Origin of the sequence: Sorangium sp. So ce1504, assembly GCF_051521635.1 — a bacterium.
GTDB lineage: Bacteria > Myxococcota_A > Polyangia > Polyangiales > Polyangiaceae > Sorangium > Sorangium cellulosum_B.
Window position 1 is genome coordinate 6,666,147 of record NZ_CP150365.1, and the last position, 22,731, is coordinate 6,688,877.

Below are 22,731 nucleotides of genomic sequence, written 5' to 3' on the forward strand. Positions count from 1 at the left end.
GCGCCGCTCAGATGGACGACGGCGTCCCGCGGGCGACAGCGCGCGCCTCTACCTGCTGCTGTCGCGCGCCTCCGCGCGGGGCGCGGAGTTCGCGGAGACGACCTCGGCGATCGCGGAGAGCGCGTCCTCGGCGGAGAACGGCTTCTCCAGGAGCGGGCGGCCCGACGACGCGAGGAACCGCTCGACGTCCGCGCCGAAGCCCACGCCGGTCATGAAGATGAACCCCTGGGCCAGCACAGGATCGCTCTCGTGGATCCGCGTGTAGAAGACGTCGCCCGACATGCCGGGCATGCGCAGATCGCAGAGCACCACGTCGAAGCGCTGCCCGCCCGCGAGCATCCCCATCGCGGCGTCGGCGCTCGGCGCGAGCGCCACCTCGTGCACGCGGCCCAGCTGATCGGACAGCGCGCGGGCGAGCGACGCCTCGTCCTCCACCACGAGCACCCGCACCCGCTTCGAGACGAGCCGCGGCACAGGCGAGACGCTCGGCGTCGCCTCGTCCGTCCGCCCCGCCGCGGGCAGGGAGATGATGAAGCGCGCGCCGCCGGGCGGGACGCGCCCAGGGACCGGGCTCTCCGCCGTGATCTGCCCGCCCGCGCGCTCGATGATCTCGCGGCTGATCGACAGCCCGAGCCCCGTGCCGACCTCCGGACCTTTCGTCGTGAAGAAGGGCGCCCAGATGCGCGGCAGGTTCTCCTCCGCGATGCCGGCGCCGGTGTCGCTCACCACGATCTCGACCGTCTCCCCGTCGCTCCGCGTCTCGACCGTCACCGTCTGGTCGCGGGCCTCGTGCTTCGAGCTCGGCTTCGGGATCGCCTGGGCCGCGTTGACGAGGAGGTTCACGATGACCTGGCCGAGCCGGCCGTCATCCATGAGGATCGGCGGCACTTCGGAGAGGTTCTTCACGATCTGCGCCCGCTCGATGATCTGGCCGCGCGTGAGGCTCAGCGCGGAATCGACCGTGCGGTTCGCGTCCGTCAGCGTGCGCCGCGAGCCCTCGGGCTGCGGCGGGCTCGCGAACAGCTTGAGATCGCGGACGATGTCGACGATGCGCTTGATCGAGTCGCGCAGCTCCTTCACGAGCTCCGACGCGCTGGAGGCGGCGCTGCCTTCCATGCGCACGTTCGGGCCGCGCAGGAGGCGGTCGAGCATGTCCAGGCCGAGCAGGATGAACGCCGCGGGGTTGTTGATCTCGTGCGCCACGCCGGCCGCGAGCGTGCCGAGCGTCGAGAGGCGATCGACCTGGATGAGCCGCGTGCGCGCCGCGTGCTCGGTGCTCACGTCCGCGAGGACGCCCTCGATCGCCACGACGCGGCCGCGATCCGAGACGAGCGGGTACACCGTGCCGCGCGCGGTGATCGCGTCGCCGCCCCGCCGCCGCAGGCGCGCCTCGTAGGAGGCCGACGGGGCCCCGAGCTTGGCCCGCGCGACCGCGTCCTCGAAGCACATCACGCCCTCCGGGTCGGCGTGCGCCTCCCCGAGGAAGCCCGGCGTCCTGAGCGCCTCGGCCACCGGCACGCCCAGGAGCCGCTCGGCGTGCCGGTTCAGGAACGAGAGCTCGCCGGACTCGGGATCGAGCCGGAAGATGATGAGCGGCGCGTTGTCGAGGAGGTTCCGGTGCTGCTCCTCGAGCTCGCGGATCCTGAGCAGCCGCTCGGCGGCCTCGCGCTCCCCGGCGACGACGCGCAGCGAGCGATCCAGGCCTGCGCCGAGCGCGTCGGCGATCTCCTCGAGGAGCGGGATCGGCGCCGAGGCCGCCGCGCCGGCGTCTCCGTAGCCGACGACGAGCGCCGCGATGATCGGGCAGCCGAAGCCGCCGGCCCCGGCCGGCCCGGAGCGCGCGGCGGGGTGGCCGGGCTGGGCGCCCGGAGGCGCGGCCCGCACCGGGAGCGCGACGTACGAGAGGCACCCCGCACTGGCCCCCATCTCGGCGAGCGCGTCCCCCGCGCGGGTGTCGTCGCAGGAGAACGGCTCGCCCTCGGCGAACACCCGCCGGAAGAGCGCCGCGGGCGCCGGCTGGCGCGCGCCGAACGGCGCGGCGGCGAGCGCGTCGCCGCGGAAGACCGCGTACGCGCGGAGCCCGCCCTCCGGCTCCGGGAACACCACCGCGAGGAGCTGGAACGCGGCGAACCGGCCGACGGCCCCGGCGAGCTCCTCGAACGGCCTCGGCAGGAGCAGGTTCGAGTGGCGGGCCACGACGGTGAGGACGGCGTTCAGCGCGACGAGGCGGCCAACCCTCTCGCTCGCAGGCTCAGCGTGCATTTCCACGACATCTCACCACGTCAGCGCGCAGGGACGAGAGGCATTCTTCACTTTTGTCCGGCCGGCGGGTCGCCCGCGGTCGCCGGGGACGTAGGCCGGGCCGCCGCGCCGGCGCAGCGCTCGAGCAGGCGGAGGGCGGCGTCCCGGCGCTCCTCGCTCACGGCGGGCCCCGTGCCGGCGGCCCCGTCGTGCGCTGCGTACTGGGCGAACATCCTGCGGGCGGTCTCGACGTCCTCGACGCCGCACGCGACCACGAGCCGCAGCCGCTCGGCCTCGATCCAGACCCGCTGGACGGGCAGGTGGGCCGCGAGCGCCCGATCCAGGCGATCGGCGGCCTCATCGAAGCGGCCGTCGCTCAGGTAATGGCGGCCGAGCAGGTAGTTCGGCAGGCCGTCGCCGGGGGACTGCGCGGCCCACGCGCCGAGGAGCTCCGCCGCCCGGAGCCTGTCGGGCGCGCCGCCGCGCGTGCCGATCAGCAGCTCGACGATGGCCGCGCGGGCGCGCTCGTCGTTCGCGGCGGCGATCTTCACGTCGAGCGTCCGGAGCCGATCCTCGTCGACGAGCCGGCCGGCGACCTCGCTGTACCGCGCCGCCGCGCGCTCCCGGTCGCCCGCGGCGAGCGCGACGTCGCCGAGGCGCTCGGCCGCGCGATCGCGCAGGTGGCGCGGGATCGACCCGTCCCCGGCGATGCCCTCGAGCTCGCGGATCCCCTCGCTGCGCTCGCCGGGCGCGTCGCTGGCGAGCCGCGTCTCGGCGATGGCGATGCGCGGCGCGGGGCTCCGGTCGAGCGACAGCACGCGCCGGTACGCGGCGATCGCGCCCTCGTGGTCGCCGCGCGCGCGCAGCTCCTCCGCCTCGTGGGTGCACGCGTCGACCACGTGCGGGCAGCGCCGCTCGAAGAGCGCCGGCCGATCGAAGCGGGCCTTCGCCTGCGCCTTCGCCGCGTCGGGGAGCGTGAGCGCGTCGAGATCGGCGTGCCACGCGCGCTCCATCACCTCCCACGAGGCGCCGGTGATCTCCGGCAGCGCCTTGCCGCCGTACCAGGCGCGCACCGCGTCCGCGCCGTACGTCGCGCGCACGTGGCCGACGAACGCGCCGCTCACGGTGTAGGCGGTCGACGAGTTCTCGGCGAGGAAGCCGAGCGCGAACAGGCGCGCGAGCGACGGCAGGATCCCGAGATCTTTCATCGCCTTGGCCCACGCGCGCGGGCTCAGGTCCTCGCCCTCCCTGGGCGAGCCGGCGACGGCGATCCCCTCGATGAGCCCCGGGTCGGGGAGCCACCCGCCGAGCCGCCCGGCGACCTTGAACGGGCCGCGGGCGAAGGCGCCGGCGAGCACGTGCATGATCTCGTGCCCGAGCGTCGGGTGCGGGTAGCCGGCGGCCTGCAGGTACACCTCGCGGCGCCACGGCTTCGCGACGTACGTGCGCGACGCGCCCATGAGCGCGCCCTTCTGCGCCGCGCTCTCGAACAGGTAGGCGCGGACCCGGAGCGGCTGGCCGTCGACCACCGCGGGCGCCCCGAGCCAGCGCTCGCCGGCCTCGATGTGGGCGTCGCACTCGCGCACGAAGCGCTGGACGTCGGCCTCGCGCACGCCGCGCGGGTGGACGACCTCGCAGCGCTGGCCCTTCGAGAGCGCGCCGAGCTCGGCCGCGATGCTCTCGGAGGTCTGGAAGTGGCCGAGGCGCGCGCCCTCCAGGACGGTCGCGGCGCTCAGCGCGGCACTCACGCCGCCGAGCAGGAGCAGCCCGGGCCGGCCCTGCGGCTGGAACGACACCCGCCCGCCCGCGTCGTGCACGAGGTGCTGCGCGAGCGCCGACGCGGCGAACAGGGTGGCCAGCGTCCCCGCGCGGTACGTCAGCAGCCCGGACGCGTCGACGACCGTGTCGTAGAGCGTGCCGCTGAAGAAGCCGGCGAAGGGGTCGTAGGCGAAGACGATCGGGCTCGTGTAGAAGCGGACGGCGCTCACGCCGATCGCGCCGAGGGGGGCGGCGAGCGCCGCGAGGACGGCGATGAGCCGGCGCCGCCACGCCGGGCGGGGAGGCGCGGCGTCGTCGCGCCGGATGCCGGCGGCGAGTTCGCCCGCGACGGCGCCCCAGGCGCCGCCGAGCGCCGCGCCGAGCCCGGGCCCGAGGGCGAAGTGCGCCGAGCCGCCGAGCACATCGCAGAAGCCGGCGCGCAGGCCGTGCGCCAGCGTGGTGGCGTACGCGACGACCGCGAACAGGGCGCCGCACGCGACGCCGCGGCGGAACGCCTCGACAGGCGGCGGCCGATGCGCGGCGACGTCGAGGGCGGTCACGATCGCCGCGGCGCCCGGGACGATCAGGCCGGCGGCGAGCGCGCTCTCGTAGCCGGGGCCGTCGAAGAGGGGCAGGAAGCCGACGAGCGCCATCGCGATCGCGACGAGCGCGGCGCCGAGCCTCGTGGCCGGTGAACGCAGCAGCGTGGGCATGGTCGCGTGGGACTCCAGGCCTGCCTTCGTAGCCGCGCCTGCCCGGAGAGGCGAGCGGGATGCGGGCGCCCCGGCGCAATCGAGCGAGTTGCGTTCTCGATGGACGGTTCAGGGAGGAGGGCGGTGTCTTCCGAGGACCCGACGAGACCGTGAGCGGTGATCGCATCGCCGCCGATCAGCCGCGTTCGATAGTGCGCGCTTCTCCTTCCCTCCTCTTTTCTGCTCTGCTCACGCCCCAGACGATGTCCCCTCCCCCCGCCGGCCTCTCACACCATCCCGATTTCCTGCGCCTCTGGGCGGCGCAGGCGGTGAGCGCGGTAGGCAGCCGCATCAGCCGCACGGCGCTGCCCGTGATCGCCATCGTGAGCCTCGGGGCCGACGCGTCGGGCGTGGCGGTCCTCTCCGCCGTGTCCACCGCGCCGGGCGTCCTCGTGGGGCTCTTCGCGGGCGGGGTCGTCGATCGCTCGCGCAAGCGGCCGCTCCTCGTCGGCGCGGATCTCGTGCGCGCGGCGCTGATCCTCTCGGTCCCGATCGCGGCCTGGACCGGCACGCTCACCCTGCTCCAGCTCTCCGTGGTGGCCGCGCTGGTGGGCATGGCCACGTCGCTGTTCCAGATCGCCGACAACGCCTACTTGCCGGCGCTGGTGGGGCAGGACCACCTGGTCAAGGCAAACGCCAGGCTGGAGGGGACCGAGGCCGCCGCGGAGATCGCCGGCCCCGGCGCCGCGGGCATCCTGATCCAGGTGCTGACGGCGCCGGTGACGATGGTGGTGGACGCGCTGTCGTACCTCGTGTCGGCGGCGCTCCTCGGGCGCATCCGGGCGGCGGAGGCGCCGGCCGTCCCCGCGGGCGGCGGAGGCGATGGGGGCGCCTCGCTGGTCGAGGATCTCCGGGTCGGGCTGCGCCACGGCCTGGGCCACCCCGTGGTCGGGGCGACGTTCCTGGCGATGGGCGCCCATGCCCTCCTGCTCGGCGGGGTCTTTTCCGCGCTGTACATGCTCTATCTCCTGGAGCATCTGCGGCTGGACACGACCACGGTCGGGCTGATCATCAGCGTGGGCGGCATCGGCGCGCTGGGCGGCAGTTTCCTCGCGGGCTGGCTGGGCCGCCGCCTGGGCGCCGGGCCGGCGATGATCCTCAGCCTGTTCATGAGTCAGGCCAGCTGCGCGCTCATCCCGCTGGCGGCGCAGCTCGGGCGGCTCGCGGTACCTGCCCTCGTGGTGCACCAGCTCGTGGGGGACGCGTTCCTCATGGCGTTCATGATCCACGCGGTGAGCACGCGGCAATCCATGTTGCCATTGCACGTGCTCGGCCGGGTCGATGCAACGCTCCATGTGCTCACCGGGGCGCTCCTGCCGGCGGGCACCCTGGCGGCCGGCTGGCTGGCGGGGCGGCTCGGCGTGGAGGCGACCGTCTGGGCGTTCGTCATCGCGGGTTTTGCCGCGCCGATCCTGCTGCTGCGGCCCGCGGTGTGGAGGCTGCGGGCGGGGTGAGGGCGCGCTCGATGGAGGGTGCTTGTCATCGACCGGCGGTGTCGCTCGGTCGGGCAGCCGAGCCTGGCTGGGACCCGGGGGCGGCCACGCGGGCCGCCGCGACGCGGCGCAGGCAGTCTTCCTGATGGGTCCGGGCCAGGGCTTCTGGCAGACGGAGAAGCTCTATCCGCCGCTCGATCGGCATGCAGTAGGTCGTCGCAGCCCACAGCTTCGGGTCATCGACGCCGTGGAGCGGCTCCAGATCGGTCCACACCCGGACGGCCCTGTCATCCGACGCGCTGATGATGCGCTTGCCGTCGGGGCTGAACGCTACGCTGTTGACCGGAGACTCGGAGCCGCGAAGAACCAACGGCTCGCCAGTACCATCGGAATTCCATACCCGTACCGTTCCGTCCTGAGACCCGGTGACGACGCGCTTGCCATCAGGGCTGAACGCCACCCCCAGAACCCAGTGCTCGTGACCGCGAAGAACCACCGGGTCGCCGGCGCCATCCGCTTTCCATAGGCGCGCCGTCTTGTCCCAGGAGGCCGTAGCGATGCGCTCGCCATCGGGGCTGAACGCCACCCAGTAGACGACATCCTCGTGACCGCGAAGGATCAGCGGCTCACCTTCGCCGCCCGCGTTCCACACCCGTACCGTCTTGTCGAAGGACACGGTGACGATGCGCTTGCCATCGGGGCTGAACGCCGCTGAATAGAGCTGAGCCTCGTGACCGCGAAGGACCACTGGATCGCCGGTGCCATCCGCGTTCCACACACGTGCCGTCCTGTCCCACGACGCCGTGACGATGCGCTCGCCATCGGGGCTGAACGCTGCGGAACAGACCTGAGCCTCGTGACCGCGAAGGACCACTGGATTGCCGGTGTTATCCGCGTTCCACACACGCGCCGTCCTGTCCCACGACGCCGTGACGATGCGCTTGTCATCAGGGCTGAACGCCACCGAATGGACCACGTCCCTGTGACCGCGAAGGACCACGGGCGCGCCGGTGCCATCCGCGTTCCACACACGTGCCGTCCTGTCCTCGGGCGCCGTCACGATGCGCCCGCCGTCGTGGCTGAACGCCACCGATGCGATCGGCTCCTGGTCACGGAGAAGGACCAGCGGCTCGCCCGTGCCATCCGCGCTCCACACGCGCACGGTGTTGTCGTACGATGCGGTCGCGATGCGCTTGCCGTCGGGGCTGAACGTCGCCCAGACGGCATCCTGGTGACCACGAATGACCAGGGGCTCGCCCGTCCCGTCGGCCTTCCACACCCGCGCCGTCTTGTCCCGGGACCCAGTGACGATGCGCCGGCCATCGGGGCTGAACGCCGCCGAATAGACCGGAGCCTCGTGACCCCGGAGGACCAGCGGCTCGCCCGTCCCATCGGCCTTCCACACACGTGCGGTTTTGTCCGACGACGCCGTGACGAGTTGCTGGCCATTGGGACTGAACGCCACCCCCTGAACCTCGTGCTCGTGGCCGCGAAGGACGACTGGCTCGCCGGTGCCATCCGCGCTCCACACGCGCGCGGTGTGGTCGTACGATCCGGTCGCGATGCGCTTGCCGTCAGGGCTGAATGCCACCGCATAGACCGGAGCTTCATGCCCCCGAAGGACCAGCGGCTCGCCCGTCCCATCGGCCTTCCACACACGTACGGTCCTGTCGTGGGACGCGCTGGCGATGCGCTGGCCATCGGGGCTGAACGCCGCCGAATTGACCCGCCCCTCATGGTCCCGGAGGACCAGCGGCTCGCCCGTCCCATCGGCCTTCCACACACGTACGGTCCCGTCCCATGACGCCGTGACAATCCACCTTCCATCAGGGCTGAACGCCGCGGAACTGACCCCGTTCTCATGACCTCGGAGGACCAGCGGCTCACCCGTCCTGTCGGACTTCCACACGCGCGCGTTCTTGTCCAACGACGCGGTGACGATGTATCTGCCGTCGGGGCTGTAGCTCGCCCCCATGACGCCGCCTGGATGGGTGAGCACCGCCCGAGCGACCCAGCTGTGCAGCGCCCCGCGCGCCAGGACGGCCCACCCTCGCGGCACATCGGGCGGCTCGACCTCGCGCAATATCGAGAGCGCGGTCGTGGGGTCGGCCTGCAGCTCGCGCGCCGCGGCCATGCGGGTGGCGTTGCGCGCTTGCAGGGCTTCGGCCTGTGCACGGGCCGTTTCCTGGTCGGCGCGCGCGGCTTGCTGCTCGGCGCGCCTGGCTTGCCGGTCGGCGCTGATCGCGAGGGTCGATACCATGAGCGCGATCGCGGTGAGCATCGCGATCACGCCCATGGCGATCTGCCGCCGCAGTCGCCGCGCGCGCTCGGACAGGGCCACGACGGCAAGGAGATAGCGCTCCTCGCGCTGGCCGAGCCCGGAGCGCCACTCGGCGCCCTGCTCGGCCCGGCGGCGCTCACGCCACGCTCGAGCCTCGTGCGCCGCACGATCGCGCCAGAGCAGCCCCTCGGCGTGACCGCTCGCCTCCCACTGCTGGGCCGCAGCGCGCAGCCGGGCGAGGAACTGCGCGTCTTGCTCGCTCTCGGCGAGCCACTGCCGGAGCTTTGCCCACCTCTCGATCAACGACTCGTGAACCAGCTCCACCGTCGTGCCCTCGCGTTCGCCGCCGGCCTCGGTGAGCAGCAGCCGCGCCCCGGCCAGGCGCTGGACCACCTGCGCGATCGCCTCACCGGCGTGGTCTTCGCTGTCCTGTGCGAGCTCACACAGCTCGTCCAGGCTGACCACCGCGCGCGTGCGCTCGGGCGTGACAAGGCGCACCAGCACCGCCCGAGCCAGCCGCTGCTCGCGCACCGGCAGCGCCGAGAGCACCGCGTCCGCATGCGCGGACAGCGCCCCGGCCACGCCGCCGAGCTGCTCATAGCTGTCCCGCGTCAGCAGCCGGCGCGCGCGGTCCCGCGCCTCCCACAGCTTCGCGGCCGTGAATTGCAGCAGCGGCAAGGGGCTGCGCGTGCTCTCCAGCGTGTCCAGCATGTGCTCGACCATCTCGGCGGTCTCGAAGCGAAGACCGGCCGTCTCCAGCGGCCTCATCAAAGCTTCACGCAAGCCTTCGCGCCCCATGGGCGGCAGCAACGAGAGACCACGAGTCACGTGGGTCATGAACTCGTAGTCATCGGCGACGCGATCGAGGAAGTCCGAGCGGATGGCGAGCAGGACCCGCAGGGGCGACGAGGCGTCGTCGGCCGCGCCCTCCAGACAGGCGACGAACGCCGCCCGTTCCTCGCGGCTCGCGCCGAGCGTGTACAGCTCCTCGAACTGATCTACGAAGAGCAGGACGTGGTGCCTCGTCCCCTGACGGCGGCAGCGCGCTCGCAGCCGGGCGCCCAGGTAGCCCGGCTGCGCGCTCAAGGTGGCGACGATCCCACCGTGCCCGGTGAGCTCGACCGGGCCCGCCTGCGCGCCCGCGCGCTCGGACTCGGCCACCTGCGCGAGCACGTCGACGAGCGCCGCCATCGGGTGGCGCCCCGGGCGCAGGGTGAACGTCTCCCAGCGGTCGCTGGAGCGCTTCAACGCCGGGATCACCCCCGCGCGCACGAACGACGACTTGCCCGCCCCGGAGGGCCCGGCGACCGTGACGAGCGGCTGGTAGCGCAGCCGCGCCGTCATGGCGGTCACGTCCCGATCGCGGCCGAAGAAGCGCGCTGCGTCCGATTCCTGGAACGCGGAAAGCCCCGCGAACGGGCAGTCGTCCTCGCCGAGCCCGGGCGCCTTGCGACCGGGCAGCAGCGCCTCGAGCTCGGCGAGCAGCTCCCTGGCCGAGCCGATGCGCTCGTCCTTCCGCTTCTTCAGGCACCGGTCGACGAGGGCGCCCAGCGCGCCCGCATCAGGGCGCCGCGCGCTGACGCGCGGCATGGGAACATCGAAGTTCACGATGTCCGCGAGCCGCTCGATCGGCGATGGGTCAAGCGGGTGCGCCCCCGTGAGCAGCGTGTGCAGGAGGATGCCCACGGCCCAGAGGTCGCTGCGCGCGTCCACGTCCTCACCCAGCAATTGCTCGGGCGACATGTAGGACGGCGTGCCCACGAGCGCGCTCCGAAAGCTCTGTTCATCATCTCCCGGGAGCTCCCTCCGCGCCTCCGTGAGCGTCGATAGCAGCTTGGCATCGAGTTGCTTGGCGATCCCGAAGTCGACCACCTTGATGCACCCTGCGTCGTCGATGAGGATGTTCTCCGGCTTGAGATCGCGGTGCACGATCCCGAGCTCATGCGCGCAGACCAGCGCGCGGACCACCGGGATCATCAGCTCGACCACCAGCTCGACCGCCATCGGGCCCGGCGCGCCGGAGCGCTCGCGCTCGGCTCGCCACTGGCTCAGCGTCCGACCCTTGATGTACTCGAGCACGAGGTACGGGTGTCCACGGAGCTCGTCCACCTCGTGGATCACCACGATGTGCTCGTGCCGGCAGCTCGCCGTCGCGCGGGCCTCGGCCAGGAAGCGCTCGATCCCCTGCCCGCTGTACTCGAGCAGCAGCTTGATCGCGACCAGGCGCCCGAGCTTCGTGTCCCGGGCCAGGTACACGATGCTCATGCCCCCCCGCCCCAGCTCGCGGATGATCTCGTAGTGCTTGATCGTCCCGCCGGCATCCACGAGCGTCGAGCCCTGAGCGCGGTACGCCATCGTCGCGCCCGCCAGCGTCTTCGACGCCGGTGACGACCGGACCGCGGTCTCTTGCGCTCGCTCCTCAAGCATCGAGCCAGCCGCGGCCCCCGCGCGCGCGAGCTCGGGGAGCGCGAGCGTGCGCACCGCCTCTTCACCAGGAGCGCTGCTCGAGACGAGAGAGCTCAACGGCGTATCCGGCTCGACGCTCAGGCAGCCTTGCTGCCTATCCTTGCTCGATGGCATCGTCCCCCGCGCCCCGTCCGGCATCGCCGCTCTGGAGGCCCGGACGGCTCCCTTCCCCACAATCTCAGTTCACTCGACGTTCCAGCGATTTCCGCGCAATGGTCTTGTTGGTCGTGGCACCCTGTTATTGCAGTCGCGCCTCGGGTGAGCAACCTGGCCGACGGGCAGACCGCGACCCCGGGCGGCGCGCCGACCCGCCGTGGCAGCATGTACAACGCGGGGCAGCGACGCTCCTCATCGGTCGGCCGTGTCGCGTGGTTCGACAGCCGAGTCCGGCCGAGTTCAAGGAGCAGCCGCGCGGGCTGCGTCGACGCGGCGCAGACAGGCCCGCTGGTGGGCTCGAGCGGTGGCATCGGGCACGCGGAAGAGCTCAATCCTCCGCTCGACGGGCATGCAGTAGGTCGTCGCAGTCCACAGCTTCGGATCATCGACGCCGTGAAGCGGCACGAGGTCGGTCCACACCCGCGCGACCTTGTCATCGGACCCAGTGACGATGCGCTTGCCATCGGGGCTAAACGCCACGCTGTTGACCGGGGAATCGGAGCTGCGAAGGACCAAGGCCTCGCCCCTGCCATCCGCATTCCATATCCGCACCGTGTGGTCCCGGGACGCGGTGACGATGCGCTTGCCGTCGGGGCTGAACGCCGCCGAACTGACCCAGTGCTCGTGACCACGCAGGACCAGGGGCTCGCCCGTACCGTCGGCGTTCCACACGCGAGCGGTCTTGTCCCATGACCCCGTGACGATGCGCTTGCCGTCGGGGCTGAACGTCGCCGAAAAGACCGGACCCTCGTGACCACGCAGGACCAGGAGCTCGCCTGTGCCATCCGCGCTCCACACACGTACGGTCTTGTCCCATGACCCCGTGACGATGCGCTTGCCGTCGGGGCTGAATACCGCCGAAACGACCGGATCCTCGTGACCGCGAAGCACCAAGGGATCGCCCACGCCATCCGCGCTCCACACACGTACGGTCTTGTCCCATGACGCCGTGACGATGCGCTTGCCGTCGGGGCTGAACGCCGCCGAAAAGACCGGATCCCCGTGACCGCGAAGCACCAAGGGATCACCCACGCCATCCGCGCTCCACACACGTACGGTCTTGTCCCCTGACGCCGTGACGATGCGCTTGCCGTCGGGGCTGAACGCCGTCGAAAAGACGGGGGCCTTGTGACCGCGCAGCGCCAAGGGATCGCCCACGCCATCCGCGCTCCACACGCGTACAGTCCTGTCCAACGACGCTGTGACGATGCGCTCGCCGTCGGGGCTGAATTCCGCCGAAACGACCGGATCCTTGTGACCGCGAAGCACGACGGGATCGCCCACCCCATCCGCGCTCCACACGCGCGCGGTCCTGTCCAACGACGCGGTGACGATGCGCTTGCCGTCGGGGCTAAACACCGCCGAGTAGACGACATCGTCGTGGCCACGAAGGATCAACGGCTCGCCGATTCCATCCGCGTTCCACACGCGCGCGGTCCTGTCCAACGACGCGGTGACGATGCGCTTGCCGTCGGGGCTGAACGCCGCCCAAGAGACCTGCTCCTCATTACCGCGGAGGACAAGGGGCGCGCCGATTCCATCCGCGTTCCACACACGCGCGGTCCTGTCCAAGGACGCGGTGACGATGCGCTTGCCGTCGGGGCTGAACGCCGCCGAATAGAGCCCCTCCTCGTGACCACGGAGGACCAATGGCTCGCCCGTGCCATCCGCATTCCACACGCGAGCGGTCCTGTCCAAGGACGCGGTGACGATGCGCTTGCCGTCGGGGCTGAACGCCGCCGAATGGACAGGGGCTTCATGACCCCGGAAGACCTGGGGTTCGCCCGTACCATCCGCGTTCCATACCCGCACGGTTTTATCCCAGGAGGCGGTGACGATGCGCTTGCCGTCGGGGCTGAACGCCACCGAATGGACAGGGGCTTCATGACCCCGGAAGACCTGGGGTTCGCCCGTACCATCCGCGTTCCACACACGCGCCGTCTTGTCATGCGACGCCGTCGCGATGCGCTGTCCGTCAGGGCTGAACACCGCTGAACGAACGACGCTCTCGTGACCTCGGAAGACCAGGGGCTCGCCCGCACCATCCGCGTTCCACACACGCACGGTCTTATCCCAGGATGCGGTCACGATGCGCTCGCCGTCAGGACTGTAGCTCGCACATACGACGCCGTCCGGATGGGTGAGCATCACGCGAGCGACCCAGCTGTGCAGCGCCCAACCCGCAAGAGCGGCCCATCCTCGTGGCACATCGGGCGCCTCGACCTCGCGCAAGATCGCGAGCACGGTCGTAGGATCGGCTTGCAGCTCGCGCGCTGCAGCCATGCGGGTGGCATTGCGCGCCTGAAGGGCTTCGGTCTGCGCATGCTCCGCTTCCTTTTCGGCGCGGAGCGCCAGGTAAGACACGATGAGCGCGATCACAACGAGCGCGGCGATCACGCCCATCGCAAGCCGCCGCCGCAAGCGCTGCGCGCGCTCGGCGAGGGTCACGACGGCCAGCAGATAGCGCTCCTCCCTCTTGCCGAGCCCGACGCGCCACTCGGCGCCCTGCGCAGCGCTGCGGCGCTCGTACCATGCTCGGGCCTCCTGGGCCGCGCGGTCGCGCCAGAGCAGCCCCTCGGCGCGCCCGCCCGCCTCCCACTGCTGGGCCGCGGCTCGGAGCCGGGCCAAGAGCTGCGCGTCTTGCTCGCTCTCCGCAAGCCACTGCCTGAGCCGCGCCCACGTTTCGATCAAGGACTCATGGACCAGCTCCACGGTCGTGCCCTCGCGCTCGCCGCTGGTCTCGATCAGCAGCAGCCGCGCACCGGCCAGGTGCTGGACCACCTGCGGGATCGCCAGAAGCGCCCCCTCCTCACTGCCCGCAGCGCCACCGTAAAGCTCGTCCAGGCTGACCACCGCGCGCGTGCGCTCGGGGGTGACCAGGCGCACGAGCACCGCACGGGCCAGCCGCTGCTCGCGTGCCGGCAGCGCCGAGAGCACCGCGTCCGCGTGCCCGGACAGGGCGCCAGCCACGCCGCCCAGCCTCTCGTAGCTGTCTCGCGTCAAGAGCCGGCGCTCGCGATCCCGCGCCTCCCACAGCTTCGCGGCCGTGAACTGAAGGAGTGGCAACGGGCTGTGCGTGCTCTCGAGCGTGCCCAGCATGTCCTCGACCATCTCCGCGGTCTCGAAGCGATGACCAGCCGCCTCCAGCGGCCTCGTCAACGCGTTTCGCAGGCCGTCGCGCCCCATCGGCGGCAACAGGCTGAGGCCGCGTGTCACATCGCCCATGAAATCGTGTTCATCGGCGATTCGATCAAGAAAATCTGAGCGAATGGCGAGCAGGACGCGCAGGGGCGACGACGCGTCGTCGGCCACGCCTTCCAGACAGGCGACGAACGCAGCTCTCTCCTCGGGCGCTACGCCGAGAGTATAGAGCTCTTCGAATTGATCGACGAAGAGCAGGACATGATGCCTCGTCCCCTCACGGCGACAGCGCGCTCGCAACCGAACACCCAGGTGGCCCGGCTGCGCGCGCAAGGTGGCGACGATCCCGTCGTGCTCGGCGACCTCGAGCTCGGCCACCTGCACGAGCACATCGACGAGCGCCGACAGCGGCCGGCGCCCTGGTCGCACGATGAACGTCTCCCACCGCTCGCTGCCGCGCTTCAACGCAGGGATCACCCCCGCGCGCACGAGCGACGATTTGCCCGCCCCGGAGGGACCGGCGACCGTGACCAGCGGCTGGTAGCGCAGCCGCGCTGTCATGGCGGCGACATCGCGATCGCGACCGAAGAACCGCGCGGTATCCGACTCCTGGAACGCCGATAGCCCTGCGAACGGGCTCTCTCCCTCGCCGAGCTCGGGCCCTTTTCGGCCGGGCAGCAGCGCCTCCAGCTCGGCGAGCAGCTCCTTGGCAGAGCCGATCCGCTCTTGCTTCCGCTTCTCGAGGCACCGGACGACCAGATCGCTGAGCGCGCCCACGTCCGGGCGCCGAGCGCTGACGGGAGGCATTGGGACATCCAAGTTCACGATGTCCGTGAGCCGCGCGACCGAGAACGGGTCGAGCGGGTGCGCCCCCACGAGCAGCGTGTACAGCAGGATGCCCACGGCCCAGAGGTCGCTGCGAGGATCCACGTCCCCGCCCAGCAGTTGCTCGGGCGACATGTAGGCCGGCGTACCGATGAGCCCGCTCCGATGGCCCAGATCACCGCCTCCCGCGAGCGCCGCCCGCGCCCCCGTGATCGTCGACATCATCTGAACATCGAGCTGCTTGGCAATGCCGAAGTCGAGCACCTTGATGCTCCCTGCGTCGTCGATGAGGATGTTCTCCGGCTTCAGATCGCGATGCACGATCCCGAGCTCGTGCGCGCAGACCAGCGCGCGGACCACCGGGATCATCAGCTCCACCACCTGGCCGGGCGACATCGGGCCGGACGGCCCTATCGCGGCGAGCGGCCCTGGCGCGCTCGGGTGCTCGCGCTGGGTCAGCCATTCGCTCAGCGTGCGGCCCTTGATGTACTCGAGCACCAGGTACGGGTGTCCGCGGATCTCGTCCACCTCGTGGATCACCACGATGTTCTCGTGACGGCAGCGCGCCGTGGCCCGCGCCTCGGCCAGAAGGCGCTCGCTCCCTTGCCCGCTGTGCTCGCTCAGGAGCTTGATCGCGACAAGGCGCCCGAGCTTGGTGTCTCGCGCCAGGTACACGCTCCCCATGCCGCCCCGGCCCAGCTTGCGGATGATCTCGTAATGCTTGATCGTGCCGCCTGCGTCCGGTAGCACGGAGTCCAGAGCACACTCCGCTAGCGTCGCTCCCGCCAGCATCTTCCCATCTTGCGCCGGCAGCAGCGCGGCCTCCTGCGCTCGCTCCTCGGGCACCAGGTCGGCCGCGTCCTCCGTGGGCGCCATCCCGGCGAGCGCGAGCGTACGCACGGCCGCTTCACCAGGAGCTCCGCTCGCGATCGTGTGGTCCGGCCGTCGCCGCACCAGAATCTCGGAATCTCCGCTCGCCCCTTCTCCTCTCGGCTCCAGCTCCTCCCGCCCGTTGCCCTCCACGCTGGCCGCACGTCCGGGCACGAGCTCGAAGACGGCATAGAGCCGCCCCTCGCCAGCGTGCCCCCAGTCGATGGGCCAGCCGATGCGGGGGTGGTGGAGCCGCGTGCAACAGCGCATCTCCCGCAGGAATCGCGCCAGGCCACGCCGCACCAGATGCGCGCCAGCGCCGTCCCGCGCCATGCGCAGGATCTGAACGACGATCGGCTGACCGCTCTCGATCAGCCGCCCCTTGTAGACGGCCGCTCGGCGGCTCGCCCGGAAGCATGACAAGATCTCGTAGCGGCCCTGGAACACCATCCCTGGCGCGAGGATCCGCCGGCTCATCCTGGCCCCTCCGCTCGCCGCCACCTCGCTCGCCAGCTTCAGGCGAAACATCCTCACCCCGCATCGACAAGCAGCGATCCCAACGGTCGAGCTTGTCGCCCCTCCCTGACGAGAGAGCTCGACGCCATACCCGATCCCATGCTCAGGCAGCCTCGCTGCCTGTCCTCAATGATCTATAGCATCGCCCCCACGCATCGCCCGACATCGACGCTCCCGACGTCTCGACGGGTCTCTTTCCGACAATCTCCGACCCCCCGACGCTCTCGCGCTTTCCTCGCCAGACGCAGCATGGACCTGCGAGCAGCGCCAGAGCCCGCTGCTTCATGGCCGCGCTCACGCGCTCGACGCAGCGACGCTCGTCATCGGCCGGCCGTGCCGCGCAGCCGGCCCCCCGAATCCGCCTGCCCCCCCGGCGCGGCCGCGCGGACCGCGGCGACCTGCCGCAGACAGGCCTCCTGGCTCGCCCGGGCGGCCGACTCGGGCACACGAAGGAGCTCGATCCTCCGCTCGACGGGCATGCAGTAGGTCGTCGCCGTCCACAGCTTCGGGTCATCGACGCCGCGCAGCGGCTCGAGGTCGGTCCACACCCGCGCGACCTTGTCGTCGGATCCGGTGACGATGCGCTTGCCATCGGGGCTGTACGCCACCGCGTTGACGGACGCATCGGACCCGCGCAGCACCAGGGGCTCGCCCGTGCCGTCGGCATTCCATATCCGCGTCGTCTTGTCGTCGGACGCGGTCACGACATACTTGCCATCAGGGCTGAACACCGCAGCATTGACCAGGTGCTCATGACCACGCAGGACCACGGGCTTGCCTGTGCCGTCGGCGTTCCACACCCGCGCCGTCTTGTCCCACGACGCCGTGACGATGCGCTTGCCGTCAGGGCTGAACGCCGCCGATACGACCCAACGATCGTGCCCTCGCAGGACCACGGGCTCGCCCGTGCCATCGGCGCTCCACACACGCGCCGTGTTGTCATACGAGGCGGTGACGATGCGCTCGCCGTCAGGGCTGAACGCCGCCGAACGCACCCTGTCCGCGTGACCACGGAGCTTCACGGGCTCTCCAGACCCGTCGGCGTTCCACACACGCGCCGTCTTGTCGAAGGACGCCGTGACGATGCGCTTGCCGTCAGGGCTGAACGCCGCCGAACGCACCCTGTCCGCGTGGCCACGGATCACCAGCGGTTCCCCCGAGCCGTCGGCGTTCCACACACGCGCCGTCTTGTCGTCGGACGCGGTGACGACGCGCTTGCCGTCAGGGCTGAACGCCGCCGAGAACACCTCTCCCTCGTGGCCACGGAGGATCACGGGCGCTCCCGCGATCTCGGCGTTCCACACCCGCGCCGTCCTGTCCCACGACGCCGTGACGATGCGCTTGCCATCCGGGCTGAACGCAGCCGAGGAGACGGAATCCTCGTGACCACGGAGGCTGAGGGGCTCACCCGTGCTCTCGGCGTTCCACACCCGCGCCGTCTTGTCATAAGACGCCGTGACGATGCGCCTGCCGTCGGCGCTGAACACCGCAGAGTAGACCCGATCCTGGTGGCCGCGCAGGATCCGAGACTCCCCCGACCCATCGGCGTTCCACACCCGCGCCGTCTTGTCCCACGACGCCGTGACGATCCGCTCGCCATCCGGGCTGAACGCCGCCGAGTAGACGACGTCCTCGTGGCCGCGCAGGATCCGGGGCTCGCCCGACCCATCGGCGTTCCACACCCGCGCCGTCTTGTCCCACGACGCCGTGACGACGCGCTTGCCATCCGGGCTGAACGCCGCCGAGTAGACGGCATCCTCGTGACCGGGCAGGACCACCGGCTCGCCCGTGCCGTCCGCCTTCCACACCCGCGCGGTCCGGTCGAACGACGATGTCACGATGCGCCCGCCGTCGAGGCTGAACGCCGCGAAATAGACCGGCTCCGCATGACCCCGAAGGACGACGAGCGCGCCCGTGCCGTCCGCCTTCCACACCCGCGCGGTCCGGTCGAACGACGCCGTCACGATGCGCCCGCCATCGGGGCTGAACGCCGCCGAATAGACCCCCTCCTCGTGACCGCGGAGGACGAGCGGCTCGCCCGCACCCGCCGTGCTCCACACCCGCGCGGTCCTGTCGTCCGACGCCGTCACGATGCGCTTGCCGTCGGGGCTGAACGCCACCGAGTTGATCGGCGCGTCATGGCCATGAAGGACCAGCGGCTCGCCCGTGCCATCCGCGTTCCACACGCGCACGGCCCTGTCCGCGCAGATCGTCGCGATGTGCTTGCCGTCGGGGCTGAACGCCGCGCGGATGACGAAATCCGGATGGGTGAGCACCACGCGCGCGACCCAGCTGTGCAGCGCCCAGCGCGCGAGGGTGGCCCACCCGCGCGGCACCTCGGGCGGCTCGACCTCCCGCAAGAGCGCCAGCACCGTCGTGGGATCGGATTGCAGCTCGCGCGCCGCGGCCATGCGGGTGGCATTGCGCGCCAGGAGCGCGTCCGCCTGCGCGCGGATCGCCAGGTACGACACCATGACCGCGAACGCGCTGAGCGTCGCGATCACGCCCACGGCAAGCTGCCGTCGCAAGCGCCGCGCGCGCTCGGCGAGCTCCACGACGGCCAGGAGATAGCGCTCCTCGCGCTTGCTCAGCCCCGCTCGCCCGTCGGCGCCCTGCGCGGCGCGCCGGCGCTCGTACCACGCCCTCGCGTCCTGGGCCGCGCGGTCGCGCCAGAGCAGCCCCTCGGCCCAGCCGCTCGCCTCCCACTGCTGCGCCGAGGCGCGCAGCCGGGCCAGGAACTGCGCGTCTTGCTCGCCCTCGGCGAGCCACTGCCGGAGCTTGGGCCACCGCTCGATCAGCGACTCGTGCACCAGCTCCACCGTCGTGCCCTCGCGCTCGCCCCCGGTCTCGATCAGCAGCAGCCGCGCACCGGCCAGGTGCTGGACCACCTGCACGATCGCCTCGCCCGCAGGACCCCTGCCGTTCTGCGCCACCCCATGGAGCTCCTCCAGGCTGACCACCGCGCGCGTGCGCTCGGGCGTGACCAGGCGCACGAGCACCGCGCGGGCCAGCCGCTGCTCGCGCGCCGGCAGCGCCGAGAGCACCGCGTCCGCGTGCCCGGACAGGGCGCCGGCCACGCCGCCCAGCCGCTCGTAGCTGTCTCTCGTCAGCAGCCGGTGCTCGCGATCCCGCGCCTCCCACAGCTTCGCGGCCGTGAACTGCAAGAGCGGCAGCGGGCTCCGCGTGCTCTCCAGCGTGCCCAGCATGTCCTCGATCATCTCGGGCGTCTCGAAGCGATGACCGGCCGCCTCCAGCGGCCTCGTCAGCGCGTCGCGCAGGCCGTCGCGCCCCATCGGCGGCAGCAGCGACAGGCCGCGCGTCACGTCGATCACGAAATCGTGATCATCGGCCATGTGATCGAGGAAATCCGAGCGGACGGCGAGCAGCACACGCAGGGGTGATGACGCGTCGTCGGCCACGCCTTCCAGGCAGGCCACGAACGCGGCCCGCTCCTCGCGGCTGGCGCCAAGCGTGTACAGCTCCTCGAACTGATCGACGAAGAGCAGGACATGGTGCCTCGTCCCCTCGCGGCGACAGCGCGCGCGCAGCCGAGCGCCCAGGTGCCCCGGCTGCGCGCGCAGCGTGGCGACGATCCCATCGTGGTCCGCGAGCTCGGGCGGCCCGGCCCCCGTGCTGGCCACCTCGGACTCGGCCACCTGCACGAGCACATCGACGAGCGCCGACAGCGGCCGGCGCCCCGGCCGCACGATGAACGTCTCCCACCGCTCACTGGAGCGCTTCAACGCAGGGATCACCCCCGCGCGCACGAACGACGACTTGCCCGCCCCCGACGGCCCGACGACCGTGAGGAGCGGCTGGTAGCGCAGCCGCGTCGTCGTGGCGGCGATCTGGCGATCGCGGCCGAAGAAGCGCGGCGCGTCCGACTCCTGGAACGCGGACAGCCCGGCGAACGGGCTCTCGTCGTCGCCCAGCTCGAGCGCCTTTCGACCGGGCAGCAGCGCCTCCAGCTCCGCGAGCAGCTCCTTGGCCGAGCCGATGCGCTCGTGCTTGCGCTTCTTCAAGCACCGATCGACAAGGTCGCCGAGCGCGCCCACGTCCGGGCGCCGCGCGCTCACGCGCGGCATGGGGAGATCGAGCTTCACGATGTCCGCGAGCCGCGCGACCGAGAACGGGTCGAGCGGGTGCGTCCCCACGAGCAGCGTGTACAGCAGGATGCCCACGGCCCAGAGGTCGCTGCGAGGATCCACGTCCCCGCCCAGCAATTGCTCGGGCGACATGTACGCCGGCGTACCGATGAGCCCGCTCCGGTGGCCATCGCCGTTGCCTCGCGCGAGCGTCGCCTGCGTGCCCGTGAGCGTCGACATCACCCTGGCGTCGAGCTGCTTCGCGATCCCGAAGTCGAGCACCTTGATGCTCCCTGCGTCGTCGATGAGGATGTTCTCCGGCTTCAGATCGCGGTGCACGATCCCGAGCTCGTGCGCGCAGACCAGCGCGCGAACCACAGGGATCATCAGCTCCACCACCTGGCCGGGCGACATCGGGCCGGACGGCCCTATCGCGGCGAGCGGCCCTGGCGCGCTCGGGTGCTCGCGCTGGGTCAGCCATTCGCTCAGCGTGCGGCCCTTGATGTACTCGAGCACCAGGTACGGGTGTCCGCGGATCTCGTCCACCTCGTGGATCACCACGATGTTCTCGTGACGGCAGCGCGCCGTGGCCCGCGCCTCGTCCAGGAAGCGCTCGTTTCCTTGTCCGCTGAACTCGAGCAGCAGCTTGATCGCGACGAGGCGCCCGAGCTTCGTGTCGCGGGCCAGGTACACGATCCCCATGCCGCCCCGGCCCAGCTTGCGGATGATCTCGTAATGCTTGATCGTGCCGCCGACGTCCGGCAGCGCGGAGCCCGGACCGCGCCCCGTCGGCGCCGCTCCCCCCACCGTGGTTGAGCCGTGCGCGTCGTGCGCGTCGCGTACCGACGGCGCTGCGGCCTCGCGCGCTCGCTCCTCGGGCGTCGCGCCGGCCGACGCCTCCGTGGGTGCCAGGCCGGCGAGCGCGAGCGTGGTCTCGGCCGGTTCGCCACGCTCGCCGCGCATTCCGCTCGATCCCGGCCGGCCCGGCTGTCTCTGCTCCCGGGCCTCGGCGTCGCGGCGCGGGGTCTCCTCGAGCGTCGCCTGCGGCAGGGTCGCGCCGAGCGCATGCTGCTGCAGGTCGTCCTGCGAGGGCATCACCTCCCGCAGGGTGTGTCCCGGCATGAGCTCGAAGACGGTATAGAGCCGCCCCTCGCCGGCATGCCCCCAGTCGACGGGCCGGACGATCGGAGCGTGGTGGAGCCGCGTGCCAGAGCGCATCTCCCGCAGGAACCGCGAGATGGAGCGCCGCGCATGGTGCCCGCCGTCTCCATCGCGAGGCAGATGGAGGATCTGGAGGACGATCGGCCGACCGCCCCCGATGCGCCGGCCCCTGTAAACGACGGTTCGGCCGCTCGCTCGGCAGCAGGACAGGATCTCATAGCGACCCTGGAACACCGTCCCTGGCGCGAGGGTCTCGCGGCTCATCCTGGCCCCTCCGATCGCTGCCACGCCCGCGCGGCGGCTCCGGGTGAAACGTCCCCACCCCCTGTCGACACGCAACGCTCCCGAATGTCGAGCTCGTCGCGCCGCTCTGGCGAGAGAACCCGATGGCGTACCCGGACCGATGCTCAAGCAGCCAACCGTCGCTGCCTGTTGGAAGGTTCTATAGCATACCCCCCCACATCGTCCGGTGTCGGCGCCTCGGATGCGTCAGCCCCTCTCCTTCACACAAGGGCTCCCGTCGTTCTCCTCCTTTTCTTCCGCCATTTCAGGCCGCTCGGCATTGCGGCAATTCCCAGGCACCGAGCCGTGGCACACGCGAGGAGCCGGGCGGTGGCTCAGGCGACGAGCCCAGTCAGCGCTCGGGTGACGAGCCCAGTCATCGCTCAGACTGAGGCGAGGAGACGGGCTGTGGCTCAGGCGAGGAGACGGGCTGTGGCTCAGGCGAGGAGACGGGCTGTGGCTCAGGCGACGGGCCCAGGGAGGGCTCAGGCGACGAGCCCGAATCGTGGTTCAGGCGAAGAACCGAGTCGTGGCGCGGGCGACGAGCCCAGTGGACGGGGCGAGTCTCCCTCGCAGCGCGGCCGCCTGCTCGCAGCGCGGCCGCCTGCACGCAGCCGTGCTCGTGCCGTGCGGGACGTTCCGCCGGGGACCTCCGAGCGCGACCTTTTGCTGGATGCCGCAAACCATTGCGGAAGAGAGCAAGCGGTTGCGTAGCCGCGTCCGCGGCCTGGCGCCGCGCGGGCTCCCGTCACCCGCCACCGGTG

6 protein-coding genes are annotated in these 22,731 nt (G+C 71.5%); 1 reads left to right on the top strand and 5 read right to left on the bottom strand.

The window, feature by feature from the left end; translation table 11 throughout:
* Positions 1-48 precede the first annotated feature (48 nt).
* Together WMF39_RS24975 and WMF39_RS24980 are read right to left on the bottom strand one after the other, a co-directional pair.
* Positions 49-2,262 (bottom strand): hybrid sensor histidine kinase/response regulator, encoded by a 2,214-nt coding sequence (locus WMF39_RS24975; protein WP_437738985.1) that lies wholly within the window; start codon positions 2,260-2,262, stop codon positions 49-51.
* A gap of 47 nt (positions 2,263-2,309) precedes the next feature.
* Positions 2,310-4,712, bottom strand: coding sequence for a hypothetical protein (locus tag WMF39_RS24980; protein ID WP_437738986.1), 2,403 nt, complete (start codon positions 4,710-4,712; stop codon positions 2,310-2,312).
* 242 nt (positions 4,713-4,954) lie between these two features.
* Here WMF39_RS24980 and WMF39_RS24985 point away from each other — a divergent pair, with 242 nt between their 5' ends.
* Complete coding sequence (locus tag WMF39_RS24985) at positions 4,955-6,205, top strand: MFS transporter (RefSeq protein ID WP_437738987.1); 1,251 nt, start codon at positions 4,955-4,957, stop codon at positions 6,203-6,205.
* 25 nt (positions 6,206-6,230) lie between these two features.
* On the opposite strand, the gene WMF39_RS24990 is transcribed toward WMF39_RS24985, so the two are convergent.
* The 3 genes from WMF39_RS24990 to WMF39_RS25000 all read right to left on the bottom strand — a co-directional run bounded on the left by WMF39_RS24990 (position 6,231) and on the right by WMF39_RS25000 (position 21,949).
* Positions 6,231-10,820: an nSTAND1 domain-containing NTPase gene (locus WMF39_RS24990; protein ID WP_437748025.1), complete on the bottom strand. Its 4,590-nt coding sequence runs from the start codon at positions 10,818-10,820 to the stop codon at positions 6,231-6,233.
* Between the two features lie 507 nt (positions 10,821-11,327).
* A complete protein-coding gene (locus WMF39_RS24995) occupies positions 11,328-15,845 on the bottom strand; it encodes an nSTAND1 domain-containing NTPase (RefSeq protein ID WP_437748026.1) in 4,518 nt (1,505 codons plus the stop codon).
* A gap of 914 nt (positions 15,846-16,759) precedes the next feature.
* A complete protein-coding gene (locus WMF39_RS25000; RefSeq protein ID WP_437738988.1) occupies positions 16,760-21,949 on the bottom strand; it encodes an nSTAND1 domain-containing NTPase in 5,190 nt (1,729 codons plus the stop codon).
* Positions 21,950-22,731 lie beyond the last annotated feature (782 nt).

Coding starts and splice junctions, on each gene's coding strand:
- WMF39_RS24975 (WP_437738985.1), bottom strand. CDS start 2,262: ATGCACGCTGAGCCTGCGAGCGAGAGGGTTGGCCGCCTCGTCGCGCTG.
- WMF39_RS24980 (WP_437738986.1), bottom strand. CDS start 4,712: ATGCCCACGCTGCTGCGTTCACCGGCCACGAGGCTCGGCGCCGCGCTC.
- WMF39_RS24985 (WP_437738987.1), top strand. CDS start 4,955: ATGTCCCCTCCCCCCGCCGGCCTCTCACACCATCCCGATTTCCTGCGC.
- WMF39_RS24990 (WP_437748025.1), bottom strand. CDS start 10,820: ATGGCGTACCGCGCTCAGGGCTCGACGCTCGTGGATGCCGGCGGGACG.
- WMF39_RS24995 (WP_437748026.1), bottom strand. CDS start 15,845: ATGCTGGCGGGAGCGACGCTAGCGGAGTGTGCTCTGGACTCCGTGCTA.
- WMF39_RS25000 (WP_437738988.1), bottom strand. CDS start 21,949: ATGAGCCGCGAGACCCTCGCGCCAGGGACGGTGTTCCAGGGTCGCTAT.